The following is a 26071-nucleotide window of genomic DNA, read 5'->3' as shown; positions in this document are numbered from 1 at the left end:
TCCTTCATATTTGCGCCGGGGAAATCAGGCCGTAATGTGCCAGCCCGTCGAGAATTCCAGCGGCGGAGTTCCGCTCCGAGAACCAGGTGTTTGGATCGTCGCGGAGCGTTTCCAGCTCGCCGCTATGGTTGCCGACCACGGTGGCCTTGACCAGACCGCGCAGCATGTCGAGGTCGTTGCCGGAATCGCCGGCGGTGAAGACGTTGCCGAGATCGATGCTCCATTGCGCCGCGAGAAACCGCAGCGCGTGACCCTTCGAGGCGCGGACGGGAAGCACATCGACGCAGTAGTTTTTTGAAACGACGACGCGCGCCTGCAATCCGCTTTTCCGCAAAAGAGTCTTCACCTTCGCAACCGTCGTGGCATCCGCGCCCTCGCAATAATAGCTGATCTTGTAGCGCGCCTGCGCTTCCTCTTCCTGTGGCCGCAGCCAGGACACTTGGCCCAGCACCTCCGACACGCGCTGCGGGTTCCAGCGGAATTGGAGGTGTTTCGACCAGCGGCTATTGGACATGAGTTGTCCGAAATTGGTGTGGATTTCCGTGCCGACCGAGGTGATGAGAAACTGCGGCTCGATGACGGACCATAAGCGCAGCGTCTCCATCGCGCCCTGAAGGTTGCGGCCGGTCGATATCCCGAAGGCAATGTCGTCGCGCTCCGCGATGATCCTGTTCAGCCGGACGATGGCGTCGCGGTCGCCGGTCAGCGTGTCGTCGATGTCGCAGATCAGAAGCCGCGTGCTCCTCGAAAGCGGCTTCGGCAGGGCGTTCCGCGCTTCCGGCCTCGCCTGTGCCCGCACGATCTCGCGAACCTCGCCGAGATAGCGATCGATATGGCTCTTCCAGCTGAGATTCGCGCGGCTGGCGGTCTTGCCGCTTTCGGCCATCTGCTTCCAGCGCGTCCGGTCGAGGAGGAGCTCGTGGATACGCCCGGCCGTTTCCGCCGGCCTGTCGGGATCGACGACGATGCCGTTCTTGCAGATGTCGAGAATGTCCGACATGCCGCCAGCGCCGGACGTGACGACAGGCAGGCCTGCCGCTGCCGCCTCCACCAGCGTCAGCCCGAAATTCTCATGGCGCGACAGGCCGAGAAGCGCGCCGCCGCTGCGCGCGGCATAGTGGAAAAGCGCTGCGGCCATTTCGGGCGGATTGGCCTTCGGGTAGGCGACGCTGCCATAAAGATTGTGCCGGTCGATGAGGTAAAGCACATCCTGCAAAAGCTTCTTCTGCGCCGGCTCGAGCTCGCGGATATCGTCGCGTGCACCGAGGAACAACACCAGGTTGCACTTGTCGCGCAAACCCGCTTCGGCGAATGTCTCGATGGCGGCGAGGATGTTCTTCTGCGGGTCGGGGCGGGCCAGCATGATGAGCGCCGGTTTGGCCGGATCGCCGAGGAAGCGCGCGAGCGTCTGCTGCAACGCCTGGTTCGCCGCCCTACCCGGCTTCTCGCCGAACTTCGCCAGATCGCAGCCGGGCGGGTTCACCATGATCCGCTTGCGCTCGTAGTGATCGTAGAGCCGGTACTGCTCGTGCTCTTCGTTCTTGCTGCTGGCGACGATGAGCGCGGAATTTTCGATGGTCTCTTCTTCCGCCTCGATCCGCTCGGGCAGGTTGAAGGTCTGGTTTGCCTTCTCGCGTTCCATGCCGCGCGCCATCAGGTTGGCGAGCTTGAAGCGGCCGAGCGAATGGCCTGTGAAGACAACGGGTACGCCGAGCGCCTTGCTCAGCCGTACCGCGACCAGCCCGGCATCGGCGTAATGCGCATGCAGAACGTCGGGCAGTTCGCCCTGCTCGCGGATCATCGCCAGCGCGCCGTCGGTGAACTCGCTGAGATGGGGCCACAAAAGCTCCTTGCGCATATAGCGGCCCGGTCCGCAGGGAATGCGCCGGATGCTGACCTTAGGGGAAAGGGGTTCGCGCTCCACACCATAGTCGGAAGCGACTCGGGCATCGGTGATCTTGCGCGTAAGCAGATCGACCTTGCGGATGCTGCGGTGGCTGCCCATAGCCTCGATCAGGTCGAGAACGTAGCGGACCTGTCCGCCCGTATCGATGTCGGCACCCACTTCCGGGTCGGTGCCCCGAAGAAGACCGTGAATGGAAATATGCATGATATACAGTTGATTTTCGGCCAACGACCCGCAGCCTCCTATAATGATTTAGCAATAGCCAGCCCTGATGGCAGTTGGATTAAAAGGCCGCGAAGTTGGCAAAGTTCCGTCGGGGCAGTGCTGTATGGCGATGCCGCGAGCTTGCGCGCCGCGCTGTAGTCATATTGTTCGTATGTTTGAGCGCGATGATCCGCGCAGTGTCGGCATTTAGCGTCGACTTGGCAACAACTTACTTCGCCAACAACTGGCGTAGGTCATCGCCGCGACTGCATGCCGAAACATATTCGCGGGAACATCCACCTTGGACAGGAGTTCCTCGCGGGTCACCGACGGAGAGCTGGGGCCCTAAATCGCTCGTAGTCGGATAGATGCGGCGCATGTCAAATCATCTTAGCGGCCAAAACGTCGTATGCTGCTAGAGAGCAACCATTGGCGGATCATCCAACATTAGGGACATACAGCTAATGAAAACGATAGTGCTCCGGCGGTCATGACTTTCCTCGTAACGGAGGACGTCGCTGCTTTGCTGACCTGAACAGACGCGAAGAACAGCCGCATGCTTTATCATGTTCTGCCGCCCATCCCGCGATGGTTTCAGGCACCGGCGGGACGCATCGCCTTGATCCGTCGCGGAAGTAGAAACCCATATGCCGCATGATCGTGCCCTCGCGGCGCCGCAGGTCGACTATAGCATCGTCGGGGTTCCGGCGCTTGCTGATCGCGTATGCGGCAGGGCAGGACGTGCCGTGGACCGCGCCGATGACCAGTGTCAGCACGCCGCCGCTGGATGATGAGACGCGGCTGAACTCCGGCGGTAAGGCAGGTCCGTCAAATTGCCAGTCGTCGTGCTGTTCGTCGAAATTGGGACGCTTGTCCCACGGCAGCGAGCCCCCAGCCAAGGATGGCGAAGCGCCGATGTTTCTTTGCTTCAACCATCAGAGGCCGCCAAGAGTGAGTCGGCGATGAGCCGGGTGCGATGGCTGATGGCCGCCATGGTCGACGTCACGAGCTGTTCGGGGAAGCCGCTGGGCAGCGCCGCGATAGCGGCCTGCGCCTGCCGTTCGGCGTTCGCGGCTATGTCTTCAAAGATCGTCTTCATCGCCGGGGTGCCGACACCGGCGCTGTCTGCTGTCTGCACGAAGTGACGGGGCGCGATGTCATGGATGGCGTAATGGCGGTTTTTGCCCACCGACATCGCGAGCTTGAATTTCTTACGGGGGATTTGGCCTTCGTCGAGACTCGGCTGCGCGGTCAGGACATCATAGAGCGGCGTCATGCGGAAGCGCCCGCCGGGTCCAAGGAAAATACTGAAGTTTTTCGCGTGAGCGTCGGTCGCGCCCAGTAGCCAGAACAGGATGCCGACGCGCATGAATGTCGCGATGTCGGCATCGGGCGTGTCGCTGCCTTTCAGCAGGCCGATGATTTCGCGCATCCCGGGACCGCCATCGGCCTGATATTTTCTGGTGGGCGGGATCGACAGGGCCTGGCAGATATCTTCCTGTGGCAGCCGCAGCAGCCTGTCGTCCTTTGTCCAAAGGCGGTCAAAGCGTTCGACGATCAGCGTGCGGCGTCCCCCGAAATCCGCGACCTCGACATTTGCGGCGGGGACGCCGAAAGCTTTCAGCAGTTTCAGGCAGAGATACTCGTTCTCGACACTGTTCGAGAGGTCGATGCCGTTGGGAAGCTGGCCGATCTGCGGTTTGAGGATGTGGGTGGTGGCGGTCGTGCCGACGGGTTTGAACCACTGGCCGTTCTTGCGCAGCAGCGCTGTTTTTTCCTGGGCTCCGGCAATCGAAATCCGAAAATCTTCGTCCTCACCCATGCCGAGCGGCGCGGCGGCCAGATTCCTGATGATGTCGGCGACGGCGTCGTCGCTGACGGGTTTGCCTTTGGTGTCGCCGGCGGCGCCGGGATCAGTGCCATCGGGCAGGAATTGCAGGGCGCCGACGCAATCCTGGCCGAGAACAGTCAGCAGGCTGAAGGCGTCTGCTCCATCCGCACCAACGCGCTCGGCGATGCGCTTGCGGATCGGGTCGCTGTCGGGCAGCAGATTGTCGAACACATTGATGACCGGGGCGCCGATATAGCGGTCTTCGCGCAGGGGCAGCGATAGTGACACCGGGAATGTGCCGCGCCAGTCCAGCCAGTCGCGTCCGTACTGGAAGTCGATTGCGCCTGTGGCCTCGCGGCGCAGCACGCCGACATGGCGGCTGTTCAGGAAGACGTTTAGAGGGATATGCGCCCGCTTCCGTGCCATCAGAACAGGTCCTCGATGTCGGCGGCGCTGCCCCGGCTGCGCGGCCGGACGACCAGTTCCAGGTTGAGGGCTGAAAGAGCTTCCATCAGGGTGCGCAGCTGCACGGCGGGCTCCCCGGCTTCAAGACGCGAGACCGTGCCCTGCCGCAGGCGAATCTGTTCGCCGAGCGCGCCCTGGCTCAACCGCGCCTGCTTGCGCGCGCGGCGCAGAATAGCGCCTAACTGTTTTTCTGTGCGGGCGATCTGTTCGTTCATGGTGACCTCCAATGATGAATATACGCGGTAGCGTATAAAGTATCAATATGCGCGAGTGCGTATAAGAAAGAAATATACGCAAAGGCGTCTAAATAGTAAATATACGGGAGCGCGTATGGAAGGTGCCGCGGCGGCGCCCTGTGTCAAAAAAATCAGATTTTGCAAACAATGACATAGTGGTGCCCAGTTTCATCTCGTCCGGCGCGCCAAATGCTTATGATATTTCAACACATTAACTGATCACGCCCGAGTCGGCTACACGCGAGGCCAAGTGTCCCGTAAGCACTAGTGCTTTTTGCCCTCAAAATGAGTGACGCTAAATGGCGCGAATTCGCCTTGGATTCGTTCGTTTCTGCGGAAGCGATAAGTTCACTGGTCCCGCGGCCTGTTTGAGCGCTGCTCACGTGGGCAGCACGCAAGCTGATTGGTTCTGACGCGGGGTCGGACCAGGCAGCACGCATCCTTCGGCAGGTCCATTCTACCGCCCAATACGCCGACATACAGGCTAACCCTTGCAAGGCGGCGAGCCTTGCCTTGCGGAAATTGCAGACCAGAATCGCTCAGCCCCGAGATACTTCACCCGTTCTTGATCCAGATCATCGACCACGCGCTGCAGAGCGCTAATCTTTCCCGATGCACCCGATTGCGAGGTGTGAAAGGACGTCACATGTCAAAGTTGTCGAGCTATGCAGCTGCAGTGGTTGCGCTTGGAGCGGCATTCGTTTCGCCATCTCATGCCCAGCCCCAACAAGGCATGATGGGTATGTTAGGCGGCGGATGTCCATCCATCGGCATGATGGGGCACGATCGCATGGGCCAGGGTAGTTGGGGCGATGGTGGCTGGTTTCGCGGAATGATGGGGCGCCAGCCGAAGATGGGCGCCATGGTCGAGGGACGCCTGGCCTATCTCAAGGACGAGTTGAACATCACGGCGGAGCAGCAGTCGGCATGGGATGCCTACGCCGCAGCGGTTAGCGATCGCGTGGAACTTATGCAGGCCATCCATGAGGGCATGGCAAAGACCATGCAGTCGGGGACGGCGACGGAGCGTATGGATGCTCGAATATCCGGCATGGAAGCCATGCTCGAATCCATGAAGGCCATGAAGCCCGCGACGGACGGGCTCTACGCCGCGTTGAAAGATGAGCAGAAGGCCGTTGCCGACGAACTGATTGGCGGCGATTGCGGTGCCTTTTGAGCCTTTAAAAGCGGAAGATAGGAATTCTCGATGAGCTACCACTTCAGCAAGACGATCTCGATGCCAATGGACAAGGCGACCGATTACGTCACGTCGGCGCTGGCTGCCAAGGGGTTTGGTGTCCTCACCACCATTGACGTCGCGGCGACGCTGAAGAAGAAGCTGGAGGTCGAATTTCGACCCTACGTCATCCTCGGTGCCTGTAACCCGGGATTCGCCTACAAGGCCCTACAGGAAGAAAGCCGCATCGGCACAATGCTGCCATGCAACGTTATACTGCAGCAGGTCGGCGAAGGTCTCGTAGAGGTCTCCGCAGTTGATCCGATCGCTTCGATGCAGGGAGTGGACAATCCCGGTCTCGCGTCGATCGCGGGAGATGTGCGGGAGTTGCTTAGGCAGGCAGTCGACGGGCTTTGACGAGTCCATCGAAGATCGCCGTGTTGTGGGACCGCGAGATCGATAAAGGGAGTTGCCGTTGGCTGCGGTGATCATCGTCCGGCACCCACCGCAATCGCTCGTCCGATCCCTCACGCTGACACATGCCGTCCTCTGCGGGCTGGCGTCACCATTGGCACCGGCATCTATGTGCTGGTGGGCGTCGCGGCGGGCCGCAGTGGCATGCATGCGCCGCTGGCCTTTATCGGCGCCGCTGTAATCATGTCGTTCAGTGCCGCGACCTTTGCCGAACTCGGTACGCGCATGCCCGTCAGCGCCAGCGAAGCCGCCTATGTCGAGAAGGCGTTCAACCGGCCTTGGCTGAGCCTCGGGGTAGGTTTGCTAGTCGTAGTGACCGCGATCATTTCCGCCGCGACGAACAGCGTGGGAAGCGCGGGCTATCTCGGCGTGCTCGTCGACCTTCCGCACCTTGGATCATCAGCCTCGTCGTTGGGGAATGGTTCTCGTCGCCTGCCCGGCCACCCGCCAGTCGGTGACGTTTGCGGGCATCGTGATGCTCATCGAGGTCGGCGGGCTTGTGTTGATCATCGCAGCGAGTCTGGGGACTGGGAGCGATGTCGTCACCCGACTTCCTGAAATCCTGCCAGCTTCGGGTGCCATCGCTGTCTGGGTCGGGTTGTCCGGAACGACCTTGATCGCGGTGTTCGCCTTCATCGGCTTCGAGCATTTGGTCAACGTCGCCGAGGAGATGAAAAACCCCTCGCGCACTCTGCCGCGCGCCATGTTCATAAACCTCGCCCTGACCACGGTTATCTATGCGCTCATCGTCTGGATCGCGCTCGTCGCGGTGCCGCCGGAAGAGCTCTCTCGTTCGACCGCGCCGCTTGCGCTAGTTTTCGAGCGGCTGACCGGTATGCCGCTCGTTACGATGAGCATGATCGCGGTGGTGGCGAGGCTCAACGGCATCATCGTATACATGATCATGATCGCCAGAGTTCTCTATGGGCTCGCAACCTAGGGAAACCTTCCATACGCCCTGACCCGACTGAACCCGACCACCCGCACGCCACTTCTGGCCACAGCTATTGGAGTGGGTGCGGTCCTGATACTTGCGCTCGCGGTGCCACTGGCAGGACTCGCCGATCTAACCGCCTGCTTCACGCTGGCGATCTTCGCTATGGTCAACCTCGCGCTCATCCCCAAGTCGCGCGAAGGGAGCCCCTGCCGGGCGTATTCATCTGGCCGCGGTGGGTGCCGTTCGCGGGACTGATCTCGAGTGTCGCTCTGCTGCTGCTCGATCAAGTCGCGGGACAGGGCGGTGGAGCAAACTGCATCATCGGGACCCGAAAGTCGGCTCGGCAGCCAACCATTGGGTACAGAAGTCCTAGCTTGATTTTGTGAGAGGAGATGGTCCTCCGTCCGCAGCCTGATCATCCCCGTCTGGTGATGATGCCGTCCAGGGCGGCCGCTGCTGCGATCGTGTTCGAGATAGTGCCGTATTTGCGGACGTTCCTGTGCAGCAGTTCCAAACGCTGATCCGTCTCGTCCGTGTCAACCGTCAGCACGTAGTCGATCGAGATGATCCTCGGCGGGCTATCCTGCCGCACGGCATGAACATCGACATGGATACCTTTGAAATCGAAGTGCAACATCGGAGCCACCCGTTCGATCCCCTTGACCATGCAGGCGGCGACTGCGGCGAGCAGCAGTTCCGCGGGATTGAAAGCATCAGATCGACCGCCAGGATCCGTGTCGAGCGCAATTCGGGCATTCTTGGTCAAAGCAAGGGAACCGTGGGCATCAACCCGACGTGCTTCCACCCTGTATTCGAGCATCATGCGACCTCGTGCTGGAGCGAACCATGTCGGCACGCTAGAACGCTTCTTGATAGCATGACAGCACTCAAGGGAATTGATCCAGGTCAGACACGAATGCCTGGCGAAATGCAGTGCCCCTGACTGTTTCACTAGTATGCCGTTCGTGTTGCGTCAAAGTCCTGATAGAAGGGCGGAGTTGCACGGTCGCGCCGACAACGCACCCGTGTGCGGGTCTAGGCGACACTCACGCCGAAGATCGCACCGACTGCGGCTGTGACGCCCATGGCGAGCGCTCCCCAGAAAGTAACGCGGACCGCTCCGCGCATCACGCTCGCTCCTCCGGCCGTTGCGCCGAGGCCACCGAGGATGGCGAGCGCAACTACGGTGGTTCCAGCCACGAGAACGCTTGTTCTCTCAGCGGGGGAGGCGAGCGCGACCAGCACCGGAACGACCGCACCAGCCGCGAAGGTCAGTGCCGATACGACAGCTGCCTGCACGGGACGGGCTGCGACCGTCTCGGAGATGCCGAGTTCGTCGCGGGCGTGTGCGCCCAACGCATGTTGCTCCGTCAATTGGGTGGCGACCTGCTCGGCCAATCTCCTGTCGAGACCGCGGTCGACATAGATCCGTGTTAGCTCTTCCAGCTCTGCCTCTGGCGTCTCGGCAAGTTCCCGCCGTTCTCGAGCGAGATCGGCGTTCTCAGCGTCGGTCTGGGAACTCACCGATACATACTCGCCGGCTGCCATGGACATCGCACCCGCAACAAGGCCTGCAAGGCCCGCAATGAGAATTTCGATCGAGCCGGATCCAGCAGCCGCGACACCCACCACGAGGCTCGACGTGGACACAAGGCCGTCGTTAGCACCGAGCACGGCCGCACGTAGCCAGCCGATGCGGTGGACCATGTGTATTTCGGAGTGCGAAAGGCGGCTCATGTCTGGTTTCCCTGCAATAAGGTCGACTGGTGTCCGGTGGCGGCAGGCCTGGGTGACCATGTCTCTGTAGGAGAGATGCGAAGCGCACGAAGCGCGTTGAGGATGACGGCGACGTCGATCGCCTCCTGGATCAGTGCGCCCTGGACAGGTGTGAGATAACCGAGCGCCGCCGCGATCATGCCGAGGACCGAAAGGCCAATGCCAACCACTACGCTTTCCACGGCGATGCGACGCGCGCCGTGTGCGATCTCAATCCCCGGTCCCAGTCTGTCGATGCGATCGACCAGCAGGACGACGTCGGCTGCTTCTGCTGAGGCGGCTGCTCCGCGCGCGCCCATGGCTACGCCCACATCGGCTGCTGCAAGCGCGGGCGCGTCGTTTACACCGTCGCCGACCATCATGACCGGGCCGCGCTTGCGTTCCGTCAACACGAGCAGAACCTTCTGGTCCGGTGTCAGGCCTGCCCGGATCCCGTCAATACCGAGACCCTCTGTCACACGCTCGGCGACCGCCTTGCGGTCTCCTGTCGCCAGCAGGATTCGGCCGATCCCTTGGTGGCGCAGTCGGACGATCATGTCTCGCGTCCCCTCGCGCAACGGGTCGGCCATGACGAGATGGCCGGCGAGCTTTCCATCGACTCCGAGTGCCACGAGCACAGATCCGGCTGAGAGAGCAGGATGTTCGGCAGCGGTCGTGCCGACCTTTCCAGCGACGAACCCATGACCGCCGACGACGACTGGGCGACCTTCGACCAGCCCCGACAATCCTTCGCCCGGCGTTTCGGTCACTTGTGCGGGGACCGGCAGCGCCAGCCCCCGCTCGCGCGCCGCCGCGACGATCGCCTGCGCGACCGGATGCTTGGTGGCCTGGTCCAGGGCCGCGGCCAGCCTGAGAACCTCGATAGGCTCAAAGTTGGCATGAGTGTCGACCGAGACGATCTGCGGCCGCCCGTCGGTCAAAGTGCCGGTCTTGTCGAGGATCAGCGTCTGCGTACGCGCCATGGCTTCCAGCGGTCCGGCGCCCTTGATCAGCACGCCGTAGTGGGCGGCGCGCGACAGCCCTGCCACAAGTGCCACGGGTACCGCCAGGATCAGCGGGCATGGTGTTGCCACCACCAGCACAGCGACCGCGCGGATCGGATCGCCTGTGAACCACCATGCGGAGAAAGCAATCGCAACGGTTATCAGCAGGAACGCCAGAGACCAGCGGTCGGCCAAGCGCGACATCGGTGCCTTGGAAGACTGCGCCCGTTCGACGAGGCGCACAATCCCGGCATAGGTGCTGTCCTTTGCGGGCCGCGTCGCAATGAGGTCAAAAGCCTCGCCGGCATTGGTCGAGCCGCTCATCGCCTCGCCGCCGTCCGTCAGCTTGACGGGAAGCGACTCGCCCGTCAGTGCTGAGGTGTCGAGAAATGCGGAGAGGGACGCGACGGTACCATCAACCGGAACGACATCGCCCTGGCGGATGAGCAGCCGGTCGCCGGGCGCGATTGCCTCGAGCGGGACGTCCTCCAGCCCCCCATCGCGGTGTCGCGTGGCGGTACGGGGCACGCGCGAGAGCAAGTCCCGCATCTCGCGCCGCGCCCGGCCCTCGGCAAAGCTTTCTAGGAAGGTTCCGCCGGAATACATGAGGGCGACGACGGCGGCTGCCAGCGTTTCGCCGAACAGGAGCGCGGCCGACATCGACAAAGCCGCCACGATGTCGAGACCGACCTCACCGTGCAGGAGGCTGCGCAGAATCTCGACCAAAAGCGCGGCGAGCACCGGAACGACCCCCACGAGCCAGACGGTAGAGGCGAGATCCGGTCTTCCAAATCCATACGCCAGGACGAGACCGCCCGCGAGACCGCTTAAGGCAACCATCAACAGCGCTGTCTTCAGCCGGTCACCCGTTGAATGCTCCATGCTTTCCGATCCCTCATGTGGTCTGTTCGAACGTCCGCCCGACACGCTGTGTCCCGACCTTAGCGTCTTCGCCTCGAAGCAGGAACAGGGCATCAATGCCGACTTTCCTAGCGAACGCACTTCCTTCCTGGGGACCGAGAACCATAAGGGCCGTTGCCCAGGCATCGGCTGCTGCACAAGAGGGGGCCACGACGGTGACCGAAGCAGGCGATTCCAGAAGCGGCGCCCCCCGAAGAGGATCGATGGTGTGCGACAGTCGGCGACCTCGCACCTCAACGAAATGGCGGTAGTCGCCGGAGGTGGCGACGGCGCAATCCGAAAGGGACAGAATCGAATGCGGCGCGCGGCGACCCGGATCGGGCGCCTCGACCGCGACGGTCCAGGCTTCGCCATCGGATCTCGTTCCCATGGCGCGCATCTCGCCGTCGATCCCAACCAAGGCGTCGGCAACACCCAGCTGCGCCAGCGTTTCGGTTAGCCTGTCGACGCCAAAACCCTTGGCGATGCCGTTGAGGTCGAGCGTGACGGGAGCGCGCTTGGTCACCTCGCCGTCGGTGACATCAAGAGCTTCGTGGGCGGGAACGCGGCGGACAGACATCGCGGCACGTATCGAATCCGGCATCGCCTCAGACGGCCCGAATCCCCATGCCAAACCGACGTCGCCGACCCCCATGTCGAATGCTCCGCCGGAGGTGCTGCCGACGGCGATGCCAAGCCTGAGCACTGCTTCGAGCGCGACGGGAACCGGGACAGTTTCGCCAACGGGGGTGCGGTTCAGCCGCATCAGATCGCTGTCCGCTTTCCAGATCGACATCTGGGCATCGACCTCGTCGACGGCCGCCTGGAGCGCAACGCTGGCGCTTTCGGCATCGAATCCCCGCGGCGGCGCATGTATAACCGCCGACCAGCGCGTACCCATAGTCGGTCCGTTCATTGCTTGGTGGAGGTGCTTAGTAGACGTCCTCGACATAGCGTCCCTCCCCCCGCAGCAAGGTCGGGGACAAGCCAAGTGGCTCCAGGATCGAAGTAACGGTCTCGGCCACTCCCGCCGCCATCTCGCGCCCACCGCAAACCATGACGCGTGCGCCCGAGCGGATCGCCTGAATGAAGGCCGCCCGTTCGGCAGCGATCGCATGCTGGACATAGCGGGGGTGCGCACCCCGCGAGCATGCCGTGGCAAGGCCCGTCAGGCGCCCCTCGGCAGTCCATGCGTCGAGCTCATCCCGATAGAGGAAGTCGCTGTCGGGGTGGCGCAGCCCGAAGAACAGATGGATCGGCCGCCGCCCGACATTCGCGCGGATGAAGCCGGCGAGAGGGCCGATGCCGGTGCCGGCCCCTACGAGGACCAGCGGCGTGCGGTCCCTGCCGGCGTGGAAGCGCGGATTGCGCCGTAGGAAGGCAGCCACCTGCTGTCCCGGCTTCAGCGCCAGCAGTACGCCGGAGCAAAGGCCGCCCACATGCTTGCGGACCACGATCTCGACGAAGCCATCCTTGCTGCCGGAAGCGAGCGAATAGAAGCGCGGGATTGTCGAGCCCTCGGGCACGATGCCGATCAGGTCGCCCGGCTCGAAGCGGGCGAATCCCTGGCCGAGAAGACGCTGCCAAAGCGCAAGGCGCGGCACGGCAAAGCGCAGTATCGCGGTCGGAGCCTGGACCTCGTGCCCGTGATCGCGACGCGACACCAGGGTCAGCGACGTGGTCTGCGGTGCGACCGGCAGGTGGTCGAGTTCCAAGGGAACGCCCAGCGCGGCGCCGAGCGCATGCCCCCACCGTGCGAACTCCTGCGGCGACTGCCGGTCGATCGTGCCGAGCGGCAGCAGCATCTGCCACCCTTTCGTCCGAGCGGCGACTTCGACGGCTTCCGCATAGGCACAGAAGCGAAGAAAGCTGCGATCCCCGAAGCCGAGCACAGCAAGCGTTCCCGATGGGATCACGGGTAGAGCGGCGAGGCGATCGAGGAAGCCTGTGGCGGACGAAGGAGCATCGCCGTCGCCGTAAGTCGCCGCCAGCACGATGTAGTGCTGCGCGGCTTGGGTGCGTTCGGGTGAAAAGGCCGACATTGGGGCGACATGAACGCGCTTGCCGGCCTTGGCCAGCGCAACTTGAAGCGTGGCGGCAAAACCCCAGGTGCTGCCGCCCTCACTTCCAACCAGGATGATCGTATCTGCGCTCACCGGCACAGCATTGCCCTTGATGGAAGGTCGGCCGCGGCGTGCCACGAACCACAGGATCGCGCCCGTCGTGCCCATCGCCGGAACTGCCAGCGCCATGACCCCAAGAAGGAGACCGAGCAGCGCTGCCCCGCGCCCTGTGTGGAGCATGTAAACCGTTTCGGTCGCGCGCTGCCAGCCGCTGAGATCCGCCCAGCCCAGCATCTCGCCGGTGCCCTGATCGATGTATCCGGTTCCTCGGTCAGTTTTCAGAGTGAAGACGTCGGTTGCGTCGTCCGGATAGGGGAATGTCAGTTCGCGCAGGTCGGAAACTTGTGTCGCCGCGAGCAGCGGCATCTCGGCAAGCGATGCCCCGGTCTGGCCGCTGGCGACAGGCATGTCAAGGGCCGCAGGCCGGTCGGGCAGGAGCCCGAACGTCGAAGCTGTCATCCAGATCGCGGTCGCAGACGACAGCAGCAGGCCAAGCACGGCGCCGCGGGCCAGCTCGACGTGGATGCGTCCCGCCAGCGGGCCGCGCAGTGGCGACAGCCAGTGCCGCCACCCTCCGGTCCGGCGCGCGACCAGAAGAATCCCGGAGATCGACAGGACCAGCATGGCCGCCGCCCCTATGCCCGAAACGATACGGCCTGCGTCATCCAGGAATAGTGAGCGGTGCAGGTTGGTGAGCCACCGCTCGATCTGGTTGGGATCGGCCGAGCCGACGGCGATGCCGGTCGCCGGATCCACCACAGCCGATCCGGGCGCGCCGTTGTCGAACCAGTAGGCGGTGATGCGGCCCGACGGCGAGCGCCTGATCTGCTCGACGCCGGGGTAGACCGAGCGGATCGTGGCCGCGAGATCCGCGACGCTGGTGGTGGCATCGCCCTGCGCAGTCGACAATCGCTCCGCCACCGGAAAGACCGAGAGAGCCGCGCCACTGAGTGCCAGGAACGTAAGTAGGGCCAGCGCCGCCAACCCCGGCCAGCGGTGGAGGATCCGGACCATGGCAGCCGCCTCAGATGCTGTAGCCGAAGCTTGCGACGTATCGACGGCCCTGCACCGTCTGTCCGGCTCCTGCCGACGTCAGCGGCATGGCCACCTCGTTTGGACTGTCACGCATGTCCTCGACGGCGGCGTCGATATGCACGGTATAACCCGCATCAAAGAGCGCATCGGCGAGATCGAGCGTGATTTCCAGCGTGCGCCCCGCACCGACGCTGGCGCCGGTGATGCCGTTGATCTCGGCGGCGTTGCCGCCAGTTGCACGGTACCAGTCGGAGAGGTGCTCGTAGTATTTCGCCTTGCCTCCAGCCATCCAGAGGGTCCCGGCATACGCGCCCTTCGAGTCGGTGACATAGATCGCGAGATAGGCGCCATCGCCTCCATAGCTCTTCAGTGTTGTGGTCAGCGTCACAGGTCGCGCAAGCGCGATCCCCGGGAGGGTCAGTGCCGTCGTCAAAGCCAGCGCGGCAAGGATCTTCTTCATGATGGTTCTCCGGATTGCGTAAGTGAGGAAGGAGGCGGGTTAGTTCACCTTGACCTTCGGCATCGCGCCGCCGCCGAACAGTCCGTTAGCGGGTGGAGCGACGGTTCCGGCCGGCGCGGGGCTCGCCGATGCGGCGCCTGGAGAGCCATCATCATCTTCATCATCGTCACCACCGCCGTCGTCATCGTCATCGCCGACACGGTGGCCGTCATCGTTGCTCCGATAGCTGCGGCCACGTTCGCGGTCGCCATCGTCGTCATCGCCGGCCAGCCGAACGAAGGGATTGTCTTGGAACGACTTCGGGGAATGCTCGACGCGCTGCATGGCGCTCCACGCCGGGATGCCGGCGCCGACAGCCAGCGCGGTCGAGGCAAGCAGGATTGCGAGGGTATTCTTCATGGCAGGTCTCCTTTTTCTGCTGGTCCTTTCTGGGTGACGCGCCTGATCGCATCCTGACGCGATGGGATTTTCTGCTTCAGTTAGCCGTCAGGAACCGCAGAAAAGCAGAAGGCCCCGCCGTGGCGGAGCCCTTTCAACAAGTCGGCGGCGGTCCACTTCCACTCAGTCGTCGCTGCGGTCCTGTTGGCCGCGACCGTTGCGACCGTCATTGTCCCGCGCCTCGATCTCCAGTATCTCGAGGGTCGAAGGATCGACGGTCGCCTCTATCTGCCGACCCTCGGCATCTGTCCCGATGATCTCGTAGCAGCCATCGTCGATCTTGATCCTGCGCACGGACCATCCGAGATCGGCCGCCATCTTCGCGACAGCTTCCCTGGGCTTCCAGTCGGCCATCGGCACGAAGCAGTCGTCGTCGGCCATGGCGTTGCCCGCGGGCAGCGCCGCGACCATGGTGAGAATTGTCAGGGCGAGGCGCATGGCGCATAATTTCCCTTACTTGGACTGGCTTCAGATTGCGGGGTGAAGCTGACGGTTTCCTGAAGGCCGCCGATGTCCTGCTTCAGCAAACCGTCAGGACGGGCGGCCACCATGGAGCATGGCCAAAGGAAGCGCCGGATGCGCACGCTGCTTGTTGAAGATGATGCTGTTCTGGGCGCGGCCGTGCGCGACCAGCTTGTTGGCGACGGACACTCCGTCGACTGGGTCATGCGCCTCGACGCGGCGCGCGATGCAATCGCGGGTGCCGCCCACGATCTGATTCTGCTCGACCTCATGCTTCCCGATGGTCGCGGCATCGCCTTCCTCAAGGCTCTACGCGCCGCGGGAAACGCAACTCCCGTTATCGTCCTGACCGCCCTCGATCAGGTTTCCGACAGGATTGAAGGTCTCAAGGTCGGCGCAGATGACTATCTGGTCAAGCCGTTCGACCTTGACGAACTCTCCGCGCGGATCGGTTCGGTCGCGCGACGGTATGCCGGTAACCCAAACCCGATCATCCGGCACGGTGTCCTCGACATCGACATCGCGCGCCGGAGCGTCCGGCGCGAAGGAAAGCCGGTTCAACTGACGGCGCGCGAATGGGCCCTTCTGGAATCCTTCCTTACCCGACCGGGCCAGGTCCTTTCCAAGACCCAACTCGAGGAAAAGCTTTACGACTTCGATGCCGAGATCGAGAGCAATACGATCGAGGTTCATGTCAGCCGCCTACGCAAGAAGCTCGGATCCGACCTGATCGAAACCGAACGCGGCCTCGGTTATCGGCTGGCGCAGCCATGAAGGCGCCTCAAAGTCTCCAGAGAAGGCTTCTGCTTACGCTCGGCACCATCCTCCTCGTGATCTGGGTAGGGGCAGCCTGGGCGACAGCCGTGCTAATCCGTCATGAGATCGAAGAGGTCTTCGACTCTTCGCTCCAGGAAACCGCCCAGCGGCTACTGCCGCTCGCTGTCCTCGACATTTTTGGTCGCGAAGAAGGCGACACGGCAAGCCAGAGGCTCGGCGCGATCCGCAGCCACGGCGAACTGTTCACCTACCTGGTGCGCAATGACAAGGGCGATGTCCTGCTACGTTCCCACGCTGCCGATCTCTCGGCATTTCCCGACTATGACGGTCCGGGTTTCCGTCGGACCGACCGATACCGACTGTACAGCGAGGAAGCTCTGCAAGGCACTGTCATTATCACTGTGGCGCAGCCGCTGGAGCATCAGGCGTCAGTCATCCGTGAGATGCAGATGGTGCTCGCGTTGCCGGTCCTCCTCGTGATCCCTGCCGCATTCGGTGCGATCGCCTTCGCCGTTCGACAAGCAACGCATCCCTTACGTTCGTTTCGGGAGCAGCTCGAGACGCGCAGCGAAAAGGATCTGGCCGCGGTTTCTGCCGACGACCTGCCGAGCGAAGTGGCCCCTTTGGCCGCCACCATGAATGCGCTTTTGGAACGGCTTCGTGCGGCTTTCGATGCGGAACGCAGCCTCGCCGCCAATACAGCCCACGAGCTTCGCACACCCCTTGCCGCAGCAATCGCCCAGGCGCAACGCATCCGCAAAGAAACTGCGGAATCTCATACGGCACAGCGCGGAGCTGACATCGAGGTGACGCTGAAGCGGCTTACCGTGCGGGCCGAGCGGCTGATGCAGCTTGCTCGCGCGGAGGGTGGGCGCCTGAAGCTGGATCAGGAGTCAGACCTTCGTGACGTGCTGTCCGTCGTCGTGGAGGACATGCAGCGGGCGGAGACGCCAGGCCGAATAGTGCTCGGCATGCCCGAGACACCAGTCCTGTCGTCGGTCGATCCGGACACGGTGGGAATCCTGTGCCGGAATCTGATCGAAAACGCCCTTCAGCACGGTGAAAAGAACTCGCCCGTCGAAGTCGCGCTTTCGACCGAAGGAATCTTGACCGTGGCGAATGATGGCGCATTGGTGCCACCTGAGAAGCTCCAGAGGCTGACGGGCCGGTTCGAACGCAACGGCAGCTCCGGGCGCGGCAGCGGCATCGGACTGTCAATCGTGACCACGATTGCTCATCGCATCGGCAGCCGCCTCGAACTGAGGTCGCCGCGCAGCGGTGGCGACCGTGGGTTTGAGGCAGTTGTCTCCTTGAGGGATCCCAATGACCGACGTTCCGGCAGTTGAGAAGCCGATGAGAAACCGTGCTGGAGCGTGGCTACACGCCAGGCTCACCTCAGGGGGCAATTGGGATGTCAAAAAGCGTCATCGAATCTCTCTTCCCGCCGGCTCTAAACGTCGCCCAGCGGCCGGCATGCAGCACTGCATGGATTGAGACCGGAACGATGGTACGGCAGGGCGCGATCCAGGTGACGTTGAGGCGGCTGCTCCAATGTCGTTGTAATACTTGATAAGAATCAAGGCTGCCGACGTGAGCCAAACTCTATGTGTCGTTTGAGGGACCGGAGTCCGCATGCTAGTCCGCGAGCGAGAGGCAAAGAGTTCGACAACACAACCTGAGGGTCCGGTCTTCGTGGCCAGAGGGTTGACCAAGGTGTATGGCTCCGGCGACTCCCGCGTCGTAGCGCTGAAGGACGTCGATGTCGATATCCGGCAGGGCGAATTCATCGTTCTTCTTGGGCCCTCAGGCTCGGGCAAATCGACCCTGCTCAATATCCTCGGCGGGTTGGACGCTCCAACGTCGGGTACAGCAACCTGGCGAGATCACGAACTGACCGGAGCAAGCGACGAGGAGTTGACCACGTACCGGCGCGAGCATGTCGGCTTCGTCTTTCAATTCTACAACCTGATCCCGAGCCTCACAGTCGAGGAAAACGTACAGCTGGTCGCGCAGATTGCCGGCAATCCAATGAAGCCAGCTGAGGCGCTCGAGCTCGTCGGACTGACACATCGCGCTGGTCATTTTCCCTCGCAGGTGTCGGGCGGAGAGCAGCAGCGTGTCGCAGTGGCGCGCGCAATCGTAAAACGGCCGGACATCCTGCTTTGCGACGAGCCGACCGGCGCTCTCGACGTGGACACCGGCCGGCTGGTCCTCGCAGCAATCGCCAAGGTGAACGCTGAACTTGGCACGACGACCGCCGTGATCACTCACAACTCGGCAATCGCAGGGATGGCGAACCGCGTGTTGCGGCTTAGCGGCGGGCGTATCGTCAAGGAGGAGCCGAATCCAAATCGCATCCGCGCCGAGGATGTGGAATGGTGAACGTCCTGGACATCAAGGTGCTGCGCGATCTCTGGTCGATGCGGCTTCAGGTTCTCAGCATCGCAATGCTCGTCGCCGCCGGCGTGGCAGTCTTCGTGATGTCGGTGTCGAACTATCTGGCGCTGGTCGGCGCCATGGAGGCGCACTACCGCAACGAACGCTTCGCGGACCTCTTTGCCAGCATGACACGCGCGCCGCTTACCATTGTCGATCGCCTGCGCGAGATCGACGGCATCGGCATCGTGGAGCCGCGCGTTGCGAAGGCCGTGCGGGTGATCCGCGTGGACACGAACCTCCCCATCTCAGGGCGCGTCATCTCGCTTCCGACCGCAGGTCAGCCTTTGCTCGATCGCCTTCACCTCGTGCAGGGACGCTGGCCCGATCCGCTGCATCCGGAGGAAGTCATCATCAACGCCGCCTATGCGGAGGCGCGCGCTGTGCGGCTGGGAGAAGCCATCGACGTGGTCCTCAATGGCCGGCTACAAGGCTTCCGCGTCGTTGGCAGCGCCCTGTCGCCAGAATTCGTGTTTGCGACACGCGCCGCAGTGCCGCTTCCGGACGATCGAAACTTCGTCGTGCTGTGGGCCGGAGAGGATGCAGTGGCCAGCGCATTCGACATGGACGGTGCGTTCAATGACGTCGTGATGACGCTGGCGCCCGACGCGAGCATGCCGCATGTCCTGGACGAGGTCGATCGCCTGCTGGCGCCCTACGGCGGCACGGGAGCCTACGATCGGAGCGATCAGCCGTCCCACCGCTTTCTCCAAGACGAACTGGCCGAGCAGGAAACCTTGAGCATCGTCATGCCGTCGGTCTTTTTCGGCATCGCCGCATTCCTGCTCAACGTCGTGATCGGAAGGATGGTCGAGGCACAACGGGGTCAGATCGCTTCGCTGAAGGCGTTGGGGTTCGCGAACCGCACGATCGCGTTCCACTATTTCAAGCTGGTCACCGCCATCGCATTGCTCGGATCGGTTATGGGTCTGGTTCTGGGACGCTGGTTCGCTATCGGGGTCGTCGGAAGCTATCGCGCCTTCTTTCGGTTTCCATCACTGGAGGCGCAGCTCGAGCCGTGGCTGCTCGTCGCTGTGACGGCTGTCAGCTTCGCTGCGGCGAACCTCGCTGCGGCATCGACCGTATATCGGATCGCAACACTTTCGCCCGCGGAAGCAATGCGGCCCGAAACGCCGCCGGCGCTGCACGCATTCAGTTGGCTCCAGACAATGGGAAGCCGGGGAATTCCCCTCCAGTACGTCATCGCCGCCCGAACGATCCTGGGTCGGCCCGTGAGGACGCTCTTGACGACCGTCGGCATCGCTCTGGCGATTCCGCTCGTTCTGTTCGGGCTCTATTGGTTTGACGCAATCGACTATATGATCGATGTGAGCTTCGGACGCATCGAGCGTGGTGACGCGTTTCTCACCTTCGCCGAGCCGGTCTCAGCAGATGCGCTCTACGAGCTGCAGGCGATTCCCGGCGTGCTGACGGCCGAGATCCAGCGGGTCGTTCCAATCAGACTGCGAGCGGGGCACCGAACCTACCGCACTTCAGCTACTGGCTTGGATTCGGATTCCGAGCTCAAGGTCATGAGGGACAGCGCGCTGCAGCCGATTGCCGTTCCTTCCGACGGCATCATGCTCAGCCGGCAGATCGCGAGGCAGCTCGATCTGCACGTCGGCGACACTGTCTCGATCGAGGTACTCGAAGGCGCCCGGACCGCGAGGGACGTCGCCGTCCGCAGGATCTCGGACGACATCCTGGGGGCATCGGTGACGATGGAGCGCACCGCGCTCAATCGGTTGATGCGGGAGGGTCCCGTCGTAAATTTCGCGACCATCAAGTTTGATCTGCGCCAATCCGATCTGCTCTGGTCCAGGGTAAAGTTGATGCCAAAGGTCGAGGGAAGTTCGGTCAAGGCTCTTTGGCTTGCACTGTTCAACGAGACGATCGGCGGAATGGTGCTGATCGGCGCGCTGATTCTCGCGGGGTTCGGAATGCTGATCGCAATAGGGGTGGTCTATAACAGCGCCCGCATCGCCCTGCAGGAGCGCGCCTGGGAACTCGCCAGCCTCCGCATCATCGGACTGACTCGGCGCGAGGTGTCCGCTGTCATCCTCAGTGAGCTCGTCGTGGAGCTCGTTGTGGCTGTTCCCGCCGGACTTCTAATCGGATGGTACCTGGTCGAACTGATCTCCTCTGCGCGCGCGCGCGAGTCGTTCCAGATTCCCGCCGTGATCGATCCGAGCAGCTACGCGATGGCCTCGCTTCTGGTGATCGGCGCGGCCGTGGCCAGCTTCATCACAATCCGCCGCAGGATCGACACACTCGATCTGGTGTCCGTGCTCAAGACCCGAGACTGATCATGAAGCGCCGAAGAACATCCATCGTCGGCGGATTGTTGCTGCTGTTGCTCGTGGCGTTTGGCCTCTACTGGGTTTTTATGCCTCAGCCGGTTCTCGTCGAGACCGCCGAGGTCGTGGCGACGACGTTCCAGGACACGATCGAAGAAGACGGCCGCACGCGGATGCGGGATCGCTATCTGGTATCAGCCCCTTTATCCGGGCGAGTGCAGAGAATGGCTCTGGAGGCAGGCGATGCCGTGCAGGAGGGACAAACTATGGCGATCATCACGCCGCCAGTCTCTCCATTGCTCGACCCACGCGTCCGGTTGGAACTGGAGGCGCAGGTGGGCGCCGCCGAGGCGGCGGTCGAAGAAGCCGAGTCGCTTTACGAGCAGGCCAAAGTGCTGCTGGTTCAAGCCCGTGCCGATCTGGAGCGCACCCAAAAGCTCGCGGAACAAAACGTCGCCGCCGCCGCGCAATTGCAGCGGGAGGAGTTGCTCGTGCTGGTGGCGGAGCGGCAGCTCATTGCCACGGAACGCCGCTGGCACGCTGCGGCCCACGTTCTGGAGCAGGCTCGCGCGGCTCTGAAGACCGCCGACAATTCCGAGCCTGGCGAAAGCTACCCTGTACTGTCACCCATAAATGGTCGAGTTCTCAGGATCGTCCAGGAAAGCGAAAATGTTGTTTCGCAAGGATCTCCGTTGATCGAGGTGGGTGATCCAGGCGATCTCGAAATCGCAGTGGATGTTTTGACGACTGACGCCGCCCGCATAAAGGATGGCGACAAGGTAATCATTGAGCGCTGGGGCGGTCCCACAGATTTGGAGGGTGCTGTGCGACGCGTGGAGCCCTCCGGCTTCACCAAAGTCTCCGCCCTTGGGGTCGAAGAACAGCGCGTCTGGGTTATCGTCGACCTAACCTCGCCGCGCGAGACGTGGACCGGCTTGGGAGACGGTTACCGTGTCGAGGTCAAGATCGTGGTCGACCAGACCGATCAGGCGACCGTCCTGCCGGTCGGAGCGCTGTTCCGGCGCGGCGATGCCTGGAACGTCTTCGTTGTAGAGGAAGGCCGCGTGCTTCTCCGGGAGATACAAGTTGCGCGTCTCTCGCAACGCGTTGCCGCGATAGCGCAGGGCGTGGGTTCCGGCGACATCGTCGTCGTCTATCCGCCCGCTGCCCTTGCCGATGGCAGCAATGTCAGGCTCGATAAATAGCGATCAGTCGGGCAACCTCTGGCAGGCGAACGGATGCCGACCCTTTGATCCAAGTCAACGCACGGGAAGCCGAATCACCTAGCTTGGAAATTTTCAAGGAATGCGCGACATGCACGCTCGGGCTTCATCCGAAATAAAGGTCTGGGATCCGTTTGTTAGGGTAGCTCATTGGGCCGTTGCCCTTGCATTCTTCGTCGCATACCTGACAGAAGACGTCACGACCGTTCACGTCTGGGCAGGCTATATCGTCGGCGTTCTGGTCCTGGCCCGCATTGGCTGGGGATTTGTCGGGCCGCGTCATGCGCGGTTTTCGGACTTCGTGACCGATCCGATAGCTGCCATCCGTTATCTCTGGAATCTCGTGCTTGCCCGCGCGAAGCGCTACATCGGCCATAGTCCCGCGGGTGGCGCCATGGTCATAGCGCTGTTGATTTTCCTGGCTGCAACCGTGGTCACCGGGCTCATCCGATATGCCGAAGAAGGCGCTGGGCCGTTGGCCCCACTGTTTGCACAGACCTCTGCTACCACGACAGAACAACTCCCCGCCGGCGAAGGAGACGAGGGCGACAAGACCAGAGGCGAAAGCGCCTTCGGTGAGGCCCATGAAGTGATCGCCAATATCACGCTGGGCTTGGTCATTTTTCACATTCTCGGTGTCCTGCTAGCAAGCTTCGTGCATCACGAGAACCTTGCGAGAGCTATGGTTACTGGACGCAAGCGATCCGACTGATGTCGGAATAGGCTACCGAAACAGTGCGTTAGCAACGAACCAAGGCAATTGTCGCAACTCCCGAAATCCGCTGTTGCGAATTGGGATTGCGGTGACGCCCTACCCGCAACAGGCAGATGCTCCGACCTGTTGCGCGCGATGCCTCGGCTTGCAAATTGCGGGGCGTGGGCTGAACTGCACAATCGCCCGGCCGCTTTCTATCCCGATGCTGGCCACATCATAAACCTGCATCGGAGCGCCGGGACGGCTCACCTCCCAAGTCAAACGCGCCTCCCCGTCGAGCTGGATCTTGCTGCCGACCTTTCCCAAGATCGACTGGAACTTGGCGACGGTCATGGGCGCGCTGCGTTCGGTCGCCGGAATATCCTCGACCTGCAAGACGGTTTCCCGCCACGCATCGGGATTGCCGCCGCAATCGAGCGTGACGAAAGAACCCGCCTTAACTTCGGTGACGTGATAGCCGGCCTGCACCTGCTGCCCGTTGCCATAGGTGAGGACAAGGGCCTTGTCGGCGTGCGCTTCCAAAGCATTAAGGAACGCGCCGAGTGAGGCGTCATCCTGAAAATCCGTCATTAGGGGGCTGGCGTGAACATCCATGTTCGTATACCCATATTTCAATGATTCTTGAAATGTTGAGACATTAATGGACGAAAAGCAAGCCCTCTCCGCGTTCGCGGCGCTCTCGCAGGAAACCCGTCTGCGTATCGTGCGCCTGCTGGTCACGGCCGGGCCTGACGGGATGGCAGCAGGGGCCATTGGGGAAGCGATGGGCAGCGCATCCTCGTCGCGCATGTCCTTCCACCTGAGCCACCTTGAACAATCCGGCCTCGTCGAGTCCCGCCGCGACGGCCGCTCGATCATTTACAGCGCCTCCTATCCGGCGCTGTCAGGCCTTCTCGAATTTCTCATGCGCGACTGCTGCCAAGGGCATCCCGAAGTCTGCACCCCGGCTGTCGCTGCGCTCGCCGCCTGTTGTGTTCCCACCAAGGACAAAGCCCATGCCTGACCACGCCGCACCCGAACGCATCTTCAATGTCCTGTTCCTATGCACCGGCAATTCCGCCCGCTCGATCCTCGCCGAAAGCATCTTGAACAAGGATGGCGTGGGACGTTTTCGTGCTTATTCGGCCGGAAGCCAGCCCAAGGGCGAAGTGAACCCGCTCGCTATCACGACACTCGCGAACTTCGACTACCCCACTGATGGCCTACGCTCGAAGGCATGGGACGAATATGCCGGGCCTGACGCCCCGGTCATGGATTTCGTGTTCACCGTTTGCGACAACGCGGCCGGCGAAGCCTGCCCGGTCTGGCCCGGCCAGCCTATGACGGCGCATTGGGGGATCGAAGACCCGGCCGCCGTCGAAGGGCCAGAGATTGCCCGGCAAACGGCTTTCATGAGCGCGTTCCGCTATCTGCGGAACCGCATCGCGGCGTTTGCCGCGCTTCCCGTCTCCAGCCTCGACAAATCGATGTTGCGCACCCGCCTTGTCGAAATCGGCTAATCCAAAGGCGCAAGCTCGCCGCGCGGCAGCGCGGCATGAGGCAAGACATGGATGTTATTATCTACCACAACCCCGACTGCGGGACCTCGCGGAATACCCTTGGTCTGATCCGCAATGCAGGTGTCGAGCCTCATATCATCGAATACCTGAAAACCCCGCCCTCGCGGGCGCTGCTCGCGCAGCTTATCGAGCGCGCCAGCCTGTCGCTCCGCTCGATCTTACGGGAAAAAGGAACACCCTATGCTGACTTCGGCCTTGGCGATCCCGAATTGACCGATGACGCGTTGCTCGACGCGATGATGGCGCACCCGATCCTGATCAATCGCCCTCTCGTCGTCAGCCCCAAAGGGGTGAAGCTGTGCCGGCCATCCGAAACGGTGCTTGATCTGTTGCCACCACAACGGGGCGAGTTCGTGAAAGAGGATGGCGAGCGGGTCATTGACGAACACGGCCGCGTGGCGACGGCGTAAGGAAATCCCCATGTCCGCCTTTGAACGCTATCTCACCCTTTGGGTGACCCTCTGCATCGTCGTCGGCATCGCCCTCGGACATTGGTTCCCCGGCGCGTTCCAAGCTGTTGGCGCGCTCGAAATCGCCAAGGTCAATCTGCCCGTCGCGGTGCTGATCTGGCTCATGGTCATTCCCATGCTGCTCAAGATCGACTTCGCCGCCCTTGGTGAAGTCGGGCGGCATTGGCGCGGCATCGGCGTAACGCTGTTTATCAATTGGGCGATCAAGCCCTTTTCGATGGCGCTGCTCGGCTGGCTGTTCATCGGCTGGATGTTCCGGCCCCACCTGCCGGCCGACCAGATCGACAGCTATATCGCTGGCCTCATTATTCTGGCCGCCGCACCCTGCACCGCAATGGTGTTCGTCTGGTCCAATCTCACCAAGGGCGAGCCGCATTTTACATTGAGCCAGGTCGCGCTCAACGACGCGATCATGGTGGTGGCCTTCGCGCCGATTGTCGGCCTGCTGCTTGGCCTGTCGGCGATTACCGTGCCGTGGGGAACGCTGGTCCTTTCGGTCCTGCTCTACATCGTCATTCCGGTGATCGTCGCGCAGATCGTCCGGCGGCGGCTGCTTGCCAGCGGCGCCGCTCCGGCGCTTGCCGCATTGCTGGCGAAGCTCGGGCCGCTGTCGCTGGTCGCCCTGCTGGTGACGCTGGTGCTGCTGTTCGGCTTCCAAGGCGAACAGATCATCGCGCAGCCGCTCATCATTGCCCTGCTGGCGGTCCCCATTCTGATTCAGGTCTATTTCAACTCGGGGCTGGCCTATCTGCTCAACCGGGCCGTGGGCGAACAGCATTGCGTGGCCGGTCCTTCGGCGCTGATCGGCGCATCCAACTTCTTCGAGCTGGCGGTCGCCGCCGCCATTAGCCTGTTCGGATTCCACTCCGGGGCCGCGCTCGCAACCGTAGTCGGGGTGCTGATTGAAGTGCCGGTCATGCTCTCGGTCGTCTGGATCGTGAACCGCTCGAAAGGCTGGTATGAGCGGGGAAGCCGGCGCACTGACGCCGTCGAGGCGGAACGCTGATCCAGCACGACCGAAGCTACAGCGTCCGAAGATAAGATCCTCGCCGGTCCCCGCTGGCCTCGTCATGCTTGCGGCCGTACCGTCTCTGTGGGTGTTCGTCTCGGGATGGGTCGTGCTTGGCCTCGGCTTGGGGGCCGGCCTCTAAGATGCCGCCTTCGCAACGCTCGGTGGCTACTACGGC

At 62.5% G+C, this 26071-nt stretch carries 26 protein-coding genes and 1 pseudogene; 14 read left to right on the top strand and 13 right to left on the bottom strand.

Features of this window, described 5'->3' with window-relative positions:
- Positions 1-4 precede the first annotated feature (4 nt).
- The 4 genes from ACODTY_RS19900 to ACODTY_RS19885 all read right to left on the bottom strand — a co-directional run bounded on the left by ACODTY_RS19900 (position 5) and on the right by ACODTY_RS19885 (position 4621).
- Positions 5-2110 carry an HAD-IIB family hydrolase gene (locus ACODTY_RS19900; protein ID WP_488995937.1) on the bottom strand — a complete coding sequence of 702 codons (2106 nt, stop codon included), beginning with the start codon at positions 2108-2110 and terminating at the stop codon, positions 5-7.
- A 488-nt stretch (positions 2111-2598) separates the two neighbouring features.
- Positions 2599-3042 (bottom strand): hypothetical protein, encoded by a 444-nt coding sequence (locus ACODTY_RS19895; protein WP_488995936.1) that lies wholly within the window; start codon positions 3040-3042, stop codon positions 2599-2601.
- Positions 3039-4367 carry a type II toxin-antitoxin system HipA family toxin gene (locus ACODTY_RS19890; RefSeq protein ID WP_488995935.1) on the bottom strand — a complete coding sequence of 443 codons (1329 nt, stop codon included), beginning with the start codon at positions 4365-4367 and terminating at the stop codon, positions 3039-3041. The genes ACODTY_RS19895 and ACODTY_RS19890 overlap by 4 nt, the downstream gene beginning before the upstream one ends.
- A complete protein-coding gene (locus tag ACODTY_RS19885; protein WP_488995934.1) occupies positions 4367-4621 on the bottom strand; it encodes a helix-turn-helix domain-containing protein in 255 nt (84 codons plus the stop codon). Before ACODTY_RS19885 ends, ACODTY_RS19890 begins: the two co-directional genes overlap by 1 nt.
- 586 nt (positions 4622-5207) lie before the next feature.
- Here ACODTY_RS19885 and ACODTY_RS19880 point away from each other — a divergent pair.
- From ACODTY_RS19880 to ACODTY_RS19865, 4 genes and pseudogenes are all read left to right on the top strand, one after another.
- Positions 5208-5819: a Spy/CpxP family protein refolding chaperone gene (locus ACODTY_RS19880; RefSeq protein WP_488995933.1), complete on the top strand. Its 612-nt coding sequence runs from the start codon at positions 5208-5210 to the stop codon at positions 5817-5819.
- 30 nt (positions 5820-5849) lie between these two features.
- A complete protein-coding gene (locus tag ACODTY_RS19875) occupies positions 5850-6236 on the top strand; it encodes a DUF302 domain-containing protein (protein ID WP_488995932.1) in 387 nt (128 codons plus the stop codon).
- A 201-nt stretch (positions 6237-6437) separates the two neighbouring features.
- A pseudogene (locus tag ACODTY_RS19870) lies at positions 6438-6608 on the top strand (APC family permease); the annotation flags it as partial.
- Between the two features lie 103 nt (positions 6609-6711).
- Entirely contained in the window at positions 6712-7233 is a 522-nt protein-coding gene (locus ACODTY_RS19865; protein ID WP_488995931.1) for an amino acid permease, read from the top strand.
- Between the two features lie 412 nt (positions 7234-7645).
- Here the strand turns inward: ACODTY_RS19865 and ACODTY_RS19860 are convergent, their stop codons facing one another.
- From ACODTY_RS19860 to ACODTY_RS19825, 8 genes are all read right to left on the bottom strand, one after another.
- Positions 7646-8050, bottom strand: coding sequence for an OsmC family protein (locus ACODTY_RS19860; RefSeq protein WP_488995946.1), 405 nt, complete (start codon positions 8048-8050; stop codon positions 7646-7648).
- 215 nt (positions 8051-8265) lie between these two features.
- Positions 8266-8967 carry a VIT1/CCC1 transporter family protein gene (locus ACODTY_RS19855; RefSeq protein WP_488995930.1) on the bottom strand — a complete coding sequence of 234 codons (702 nt, stop codon included), beginning with the start codon at positions 8965-8967 and terminating at the stop codon, positions 8266-8268.
- The gene (locus ACODTY_RS19850; RefSeq protein ID WP_488995929.1) at positions 8964-10871 is read right to left on the bottom strand and encodes a heavy metal translocating P-type ATPase; all 1908 of its coding nucleotides are present in this window, start codon (positions 10869-10871) and stop codon (positions 8964-8966) included. The genes ACODTY_RS19855 and ACODTY_RS19850 overlap by 4 nt, the downstream gene beginning before the upstream one ends.
- Positions 10872-10884: 13 nt before the next feature.
- Positions 10885-11841, bottom strand: coding sequence for an FAD:protein FMN transferase (locus tag ACODTY_RS19845; protein WP_488995928.1), 957 nt, complete (start codon positions 11839-11841; stop codon positions 10885-10887).
- Complete coding sequence (locus ACODTY_RS19840; protein WP_488995927.1) at positions 11822-14026, bottom strand: PepSY domain-containing protein; 2205 nt, start codon at positions 14024-14026, stop codon at positions 11822-11824. The genes ACODTY_RS19845 and ACODTY_RS19840 overlap by 20 nt, the downstream gene beginning before the upstream one ends.
- 10 nt (positions 14027-14036) lie before the next feature.
- A complete protein-coding gene (locus ACODTY_RS19835; protein WP_488995926.1) occupies positions 14037-14507 on the bottom strand; it encodes a DUF2271 domain-containing protein in 471 nt (156 codons plus the stop codon).
- 39 nt (positions 14508-14546) lie between these two features.
- Positions 14547-14906 carry a hypothetical protein gene (locus ACODTY_RS19830; protein WP_488995925.1) on the bottom strand — a complete coding sequence of 120 codons (360 nt, stop codon included), beginning with the start codon at positions 14904-14906 and terminating at the stop codon, positions 14547-14549.
- A 162-nt stretch (positions 14907-15068) separates the two neighbouring features.
- Positions 15069-15383: a PepSY domain-containing protein gene (locus ACODTY_RS19825; RefSeq protein ID WP_488995924.1), complete on the bottom strand. Its 315-nt coding sequence runs from the start codon at positions 15381-15383 to the stop codon at positions 15069-15071.
- 138 nt (positions 15384-15521) lie between these two features.
- On the opposite strand from ACODTY_RS19825, the gene ACODTY_RS19820 reads away from it, so the two are divergent.
- The 6 genes from ACODTY_RS19820 to ACODTY_RS19795 all read left to right on the top strand — a co-directional run bounded on the left by ACODTY_RS19820 (position 15522) and on the right by ACODTY_RS19795 (position 22852).
- Complete coding sequence (locus tag ACODTY_RS19820) at positions 15522-16181, top strand: response regulator transcription factor (RefSeq protein WP_488995923.1); 660 nt, start codon at positions 15522-15524, stop codon at positions 16179-16181.
- The gene (locus ACODTY_RS19815) at positions 16178-17530 is read left to right on the top strand and encodes an ATP-binding protein (protein WP_488995922.1); all 1353 of its coding nucleotides are present in this window, start codon (positions 16178-16180) and stop codon (positions 17528-17530) included. The genes ACODTY_RS19820 and ACODTY_RS19815 overlap by 4 nt, the downstream gene beginning before the upstream one ends.
- Positions 17531-17816: 286 nt before the next feature.
- A complete protein-coding gene (locus ACODTY_RS19810; protein ID WP_488995921.1) occupies positions 17817-18566 on the top strand; it encodes an ABC transporter ATP-binding protein in 750 nt (249 codons plus the stop codon).
- A complete protein-coding gene (locus tag ACODTY_RS19805; protein WP_488995920.1) occupies positions 18560-20926 on the top strand; it encodes an ABC transporter permease in 2367 nt (788 codons plus the stop codon). The genes ACODTY_RS19810 and ACODTY_RS19805 overlap by 7 nt, the downstream gene beginning before the upstream one ends.
- Before the next feature lie 2 nt (positions 20927-20928).
- Positions 20929-22122: an efflux RND transporter periplasmic adaptor subunit gene (locus ACODTY_RS19800; RefSeq protein ID WP_488995919.1), complete on the top strand. Its 1194-nt coding sequence runs from the start codon at positions 20929-20931 to the stop codon at positions 22120-22122.
- A gap of 100 nt (positions 22123-22222) precedes the next feature.
- Positions 22223-22852 (top strand): cytochrome b/b6 domain-containing protein, encoded by a 630-nt coding sequence (locus ACODTY_RS19795; RefSeq protein ID WP_488995918.1) that lies wholly within the window; start codon positions 22223-22225, stop codon positions 22850-22852.
- A gap of 99 nt (positions 22853-22951) precedes the next feature.
- Here the strand turns inward: ACODTY_RS19795 and ACODTY_RS19790 are convergent, their stop codons facing one another.
- A complete protein-coding gene (locus ACODTY_RS19790; protein WP_488995917.1) occupies positions 22952-23449 on the bottom strand; it encodes a DUF6428 family protein in 498 nt (165 codons plus the stop codon).
- 46 nt (positions 23450-23495) lie between these two features.
- Between ACODTY_RS19790 and ACODTY_RS19785 the strand changes: the two genes are divergently transcribed.
- Genes ACODTY_RS19785 through arsB form a run of 4 tightly spaced genes read left to right on the top strand, consistent with a single transcriptional unit; the run spans position 23496 to position 25890 of the window.
- Complete coding sequence (locus tag ACODTY_RS19785) at positions 23496-23858, top strand: ArsR/SmtB family transcription factor (RefSeq protein ID WP_488995916.1); 363 nt, start codon at positions 23496-23498, stop codon at positions 23856-23858.
- Positions 23851-24354 carry an arsenate reductase ArsC gene (locus ACODTY_RS19780; RefSeq protein ID WP_488995915.1) on the top strand — a complete coding sequence of 168 codons (504 nt, stop codon included), beginning with the start codon at positions 23851-23853 and terminating at the stop codon, positions 24352-24354. Before ACODTY_RS19785 ends, ACODTY_RS19780 begins: the two co-directional genes overlap by 8 nt.
- A gap of 47 nt (positions 24355-24401) precedes the next feature.
- Entirely contained in the window at positions 24402-24824 is a 423-nt protein-coding gene (gene arsC / locus ACODTY_RS19775) for an arsenate reductase (glutaredoxin) (protein ID WP_488995914.1), read from the top strand.
- A gap of 10 nt (positions 24825-24834) precedes the next feature.
- Positions 24835-25890: an ACR3 family arsenite efflux transporter gene (arsB, locus tag ACODTY_RS19770; RefSeq protein WP_488995913.1), complete on the top strand. Its 1056-nt coding sequence runs from the start codon at positions 24835-24837 to the stop codon at positions 25888-25890.
- The last annotated feature ends 181 nt before the right edge of the window (positions 25891-26071 follow it).

Source organism: Mesorhizobium sp. FG116, assembly GCF_057809835.1.
This window is presented reverse-complemented; position numbering and strand designations above follow the sequence as displayed.

What these genes read in the sequence shown, in the direction of transcription:
- ACODTY_RS19805 (WP_488995920.1), top strand. Translation starts at nt 18,560, where the DNA reads ATGGTGAACGTCCTGGACATCAAGGTGCTGCGCGATCTCTGGTCGATG.
- ACODTY_RS19835 (WP_488995926.1), bottom strand. Translation starts at nt 14,507, where the DNA reads ATGAAGAAGATCCTTGCCGCGCTGGCTTTGACGACGGCACTGACCCTC.
- arsC (WP_488995914.1), top strand. Translation starts at nt 24,402, where the DNA reads ATGGATGTTATTATCTACCACAACCCCGACTGCGGGACCTCGCGGAAT.
- ACODTY_RS19885 (WP_488995934.1), bottom strand. Translation starts at nt 4,621, where the DNA reads ATGAACGAACAGATCGCCCGCACAGAAAAACAGTTAGGCGCTATTCTG.
- ACODTY_RS19790 (WP_488995917.1), bottom strand. Translation starts at nt 23,449, where the DNA reads ATGGATGTTCACGCCAGCCCCCTAATGACGGATTTTCAGGATGACGCC.
- ACODTY_RS19795 (WP_488995918.1), top strand. Translation starts at nt 22,223, where the DNA reads ATGCGCGACATGCACGCTCGGGCTTCATCCGAAATAAAGGTCTGGGAT.
- ACODTY_RS19840 (WP_488995927.1), bottom strand. Translation starts at nt 14,026, where the DNA reads ATGGTCCGGATCCTCCACCGCTGGCCGGGGTTGGCGGCGCTGGCCCTA.
- ACODTY_RS19845 (WP_488995928.1), bottom strand. Translation starts at nt 11,841, where the DNA reads ATGTCGAGGACGTCTACTAAGCACCTCCACCAAGCAATGAACGGACCG.
- ACODTY_RS19890 (WP_488995935.1), bottom strand. Translation starts at nt 4,367, where the DNA reads ATGGCACGGAAGCGGGCGCATATCCCTCTAAACGTCTTCCTGAACAGC.
- arsB (WP_488995913.1), top strand. Translation starts at nt 24,835, where the DNA reads ATGTCCGCCTTTGAACGCTATCTCACCCTTTGGGTGACCCTCTGCATC.
- ACODTY_RS19785 (WP_488995916.1), top strand. Translation starts at nt 23,496, where the DNA reads ATGGACGAAAAGCAAGCCCTCTCCGCGTTCGCGGCGCTCTCGCAGGAA.
- ACODTY_RS19825 (WP_488995924.1), bottom strand. Translation starts at nt 15,383, where the DNA reads ATGCGCCTCGCCCTGACAATTCTCACCATGGTCGCGGCGCTGCCCGCG.
- ACODTY_RS19780 (WP_488995915.1), top strand. Translation starts at nt 23,851, where the DNA reads ATGCCTGACCACGCCGCACCCGAACGCATCTTCAATGTCCTGTTCCTA.
- ACODTY_RS19860 (WP_488995946.1), bottom strand. Translation starts at nt 8,050, where the DNA reads ATGCTCGAATACAGGGTGGAAGCACGTCGGGTTGATGCCCACGGTTCC.
- ACODTY_RS19865 (WP_488995931.1), top strand. Translation starts at nt 6,712, where the DNA reads ATGGTTCTCGTCGCCTGCCCGGCCACCCGCCAGTCGGTGACGTTTGCG.
- ACODTY_RS19850 (WP_488995929.1), bottom strand. Translation starts at nt 10,871, where the DNA reads ATGGAGCATTCAACGGGTGACCGGCTGAAGACAGCGCTGTTGATGGTT.
- ACODTY_RS19820 (WP_488995923.1), top strand. Translation starts at nt 15,522, where the DNA reads ATGCGCACGCTGCTTGTTGAAGATGATGCTGTTCTGGGCGCGGCCGTG.
- ACODTY_RS19800 (WP_488995919.1), top strand. Translation starts at nt 20,929, where the DNA reads ATGAAGCGCCGAAGAACATCCATCGTCGGCGGATTGTTGCTGCTGTTG.
- ACODTY_RS19855 (WP_488995930.1), bottom strand. Translation starts at nt 8,967, where the DNA reads ATGAGCCGCCTTTCGCACTCCGAAATACACATGGTCCACCGCATCGGC.
- ACODTY_RS19875 (WP_488995932.1), top strand. Translation starts at nt 5,850, where the DNA reads ATGAGCTACCACTTCAGCAAGACGATCTCGATGCCAATGGACAAGGCG.
- ACODTY_RS19830 (WP_488995925.1), bottom strand. Translation starts at nt 14,906, where the DNA reads ATGAAGAATACCCTCGCAATCCTGCTTGCCTCGACCGCGCTGGCTGTC.
- ACODTY_RS19815 (WP_488995922.1), top strand. Translation starts at nt 16,178, where the DNA reads ATGAAGGCGCCTCAAAGTCTCCAGAGAAGGCTTCTGCTTACGCTCGGC.
- ACODTY_RS19810 (WP_488995921.1), top strand. Translation starts at nt 17,817, where the DNA reads ATGCTAGTCCGCGAGCGAGAGGCAAAGAGTTCGACAACACAACCTGAG.
- ACODTY_RS19900 (WP_488995937.1), bottom strand. Translation starts at nt 2,110, where the DNA reads ATGCATATTTCCATTCACGGTCTTCTTCGGGGCACCGACCCGGAAGTG.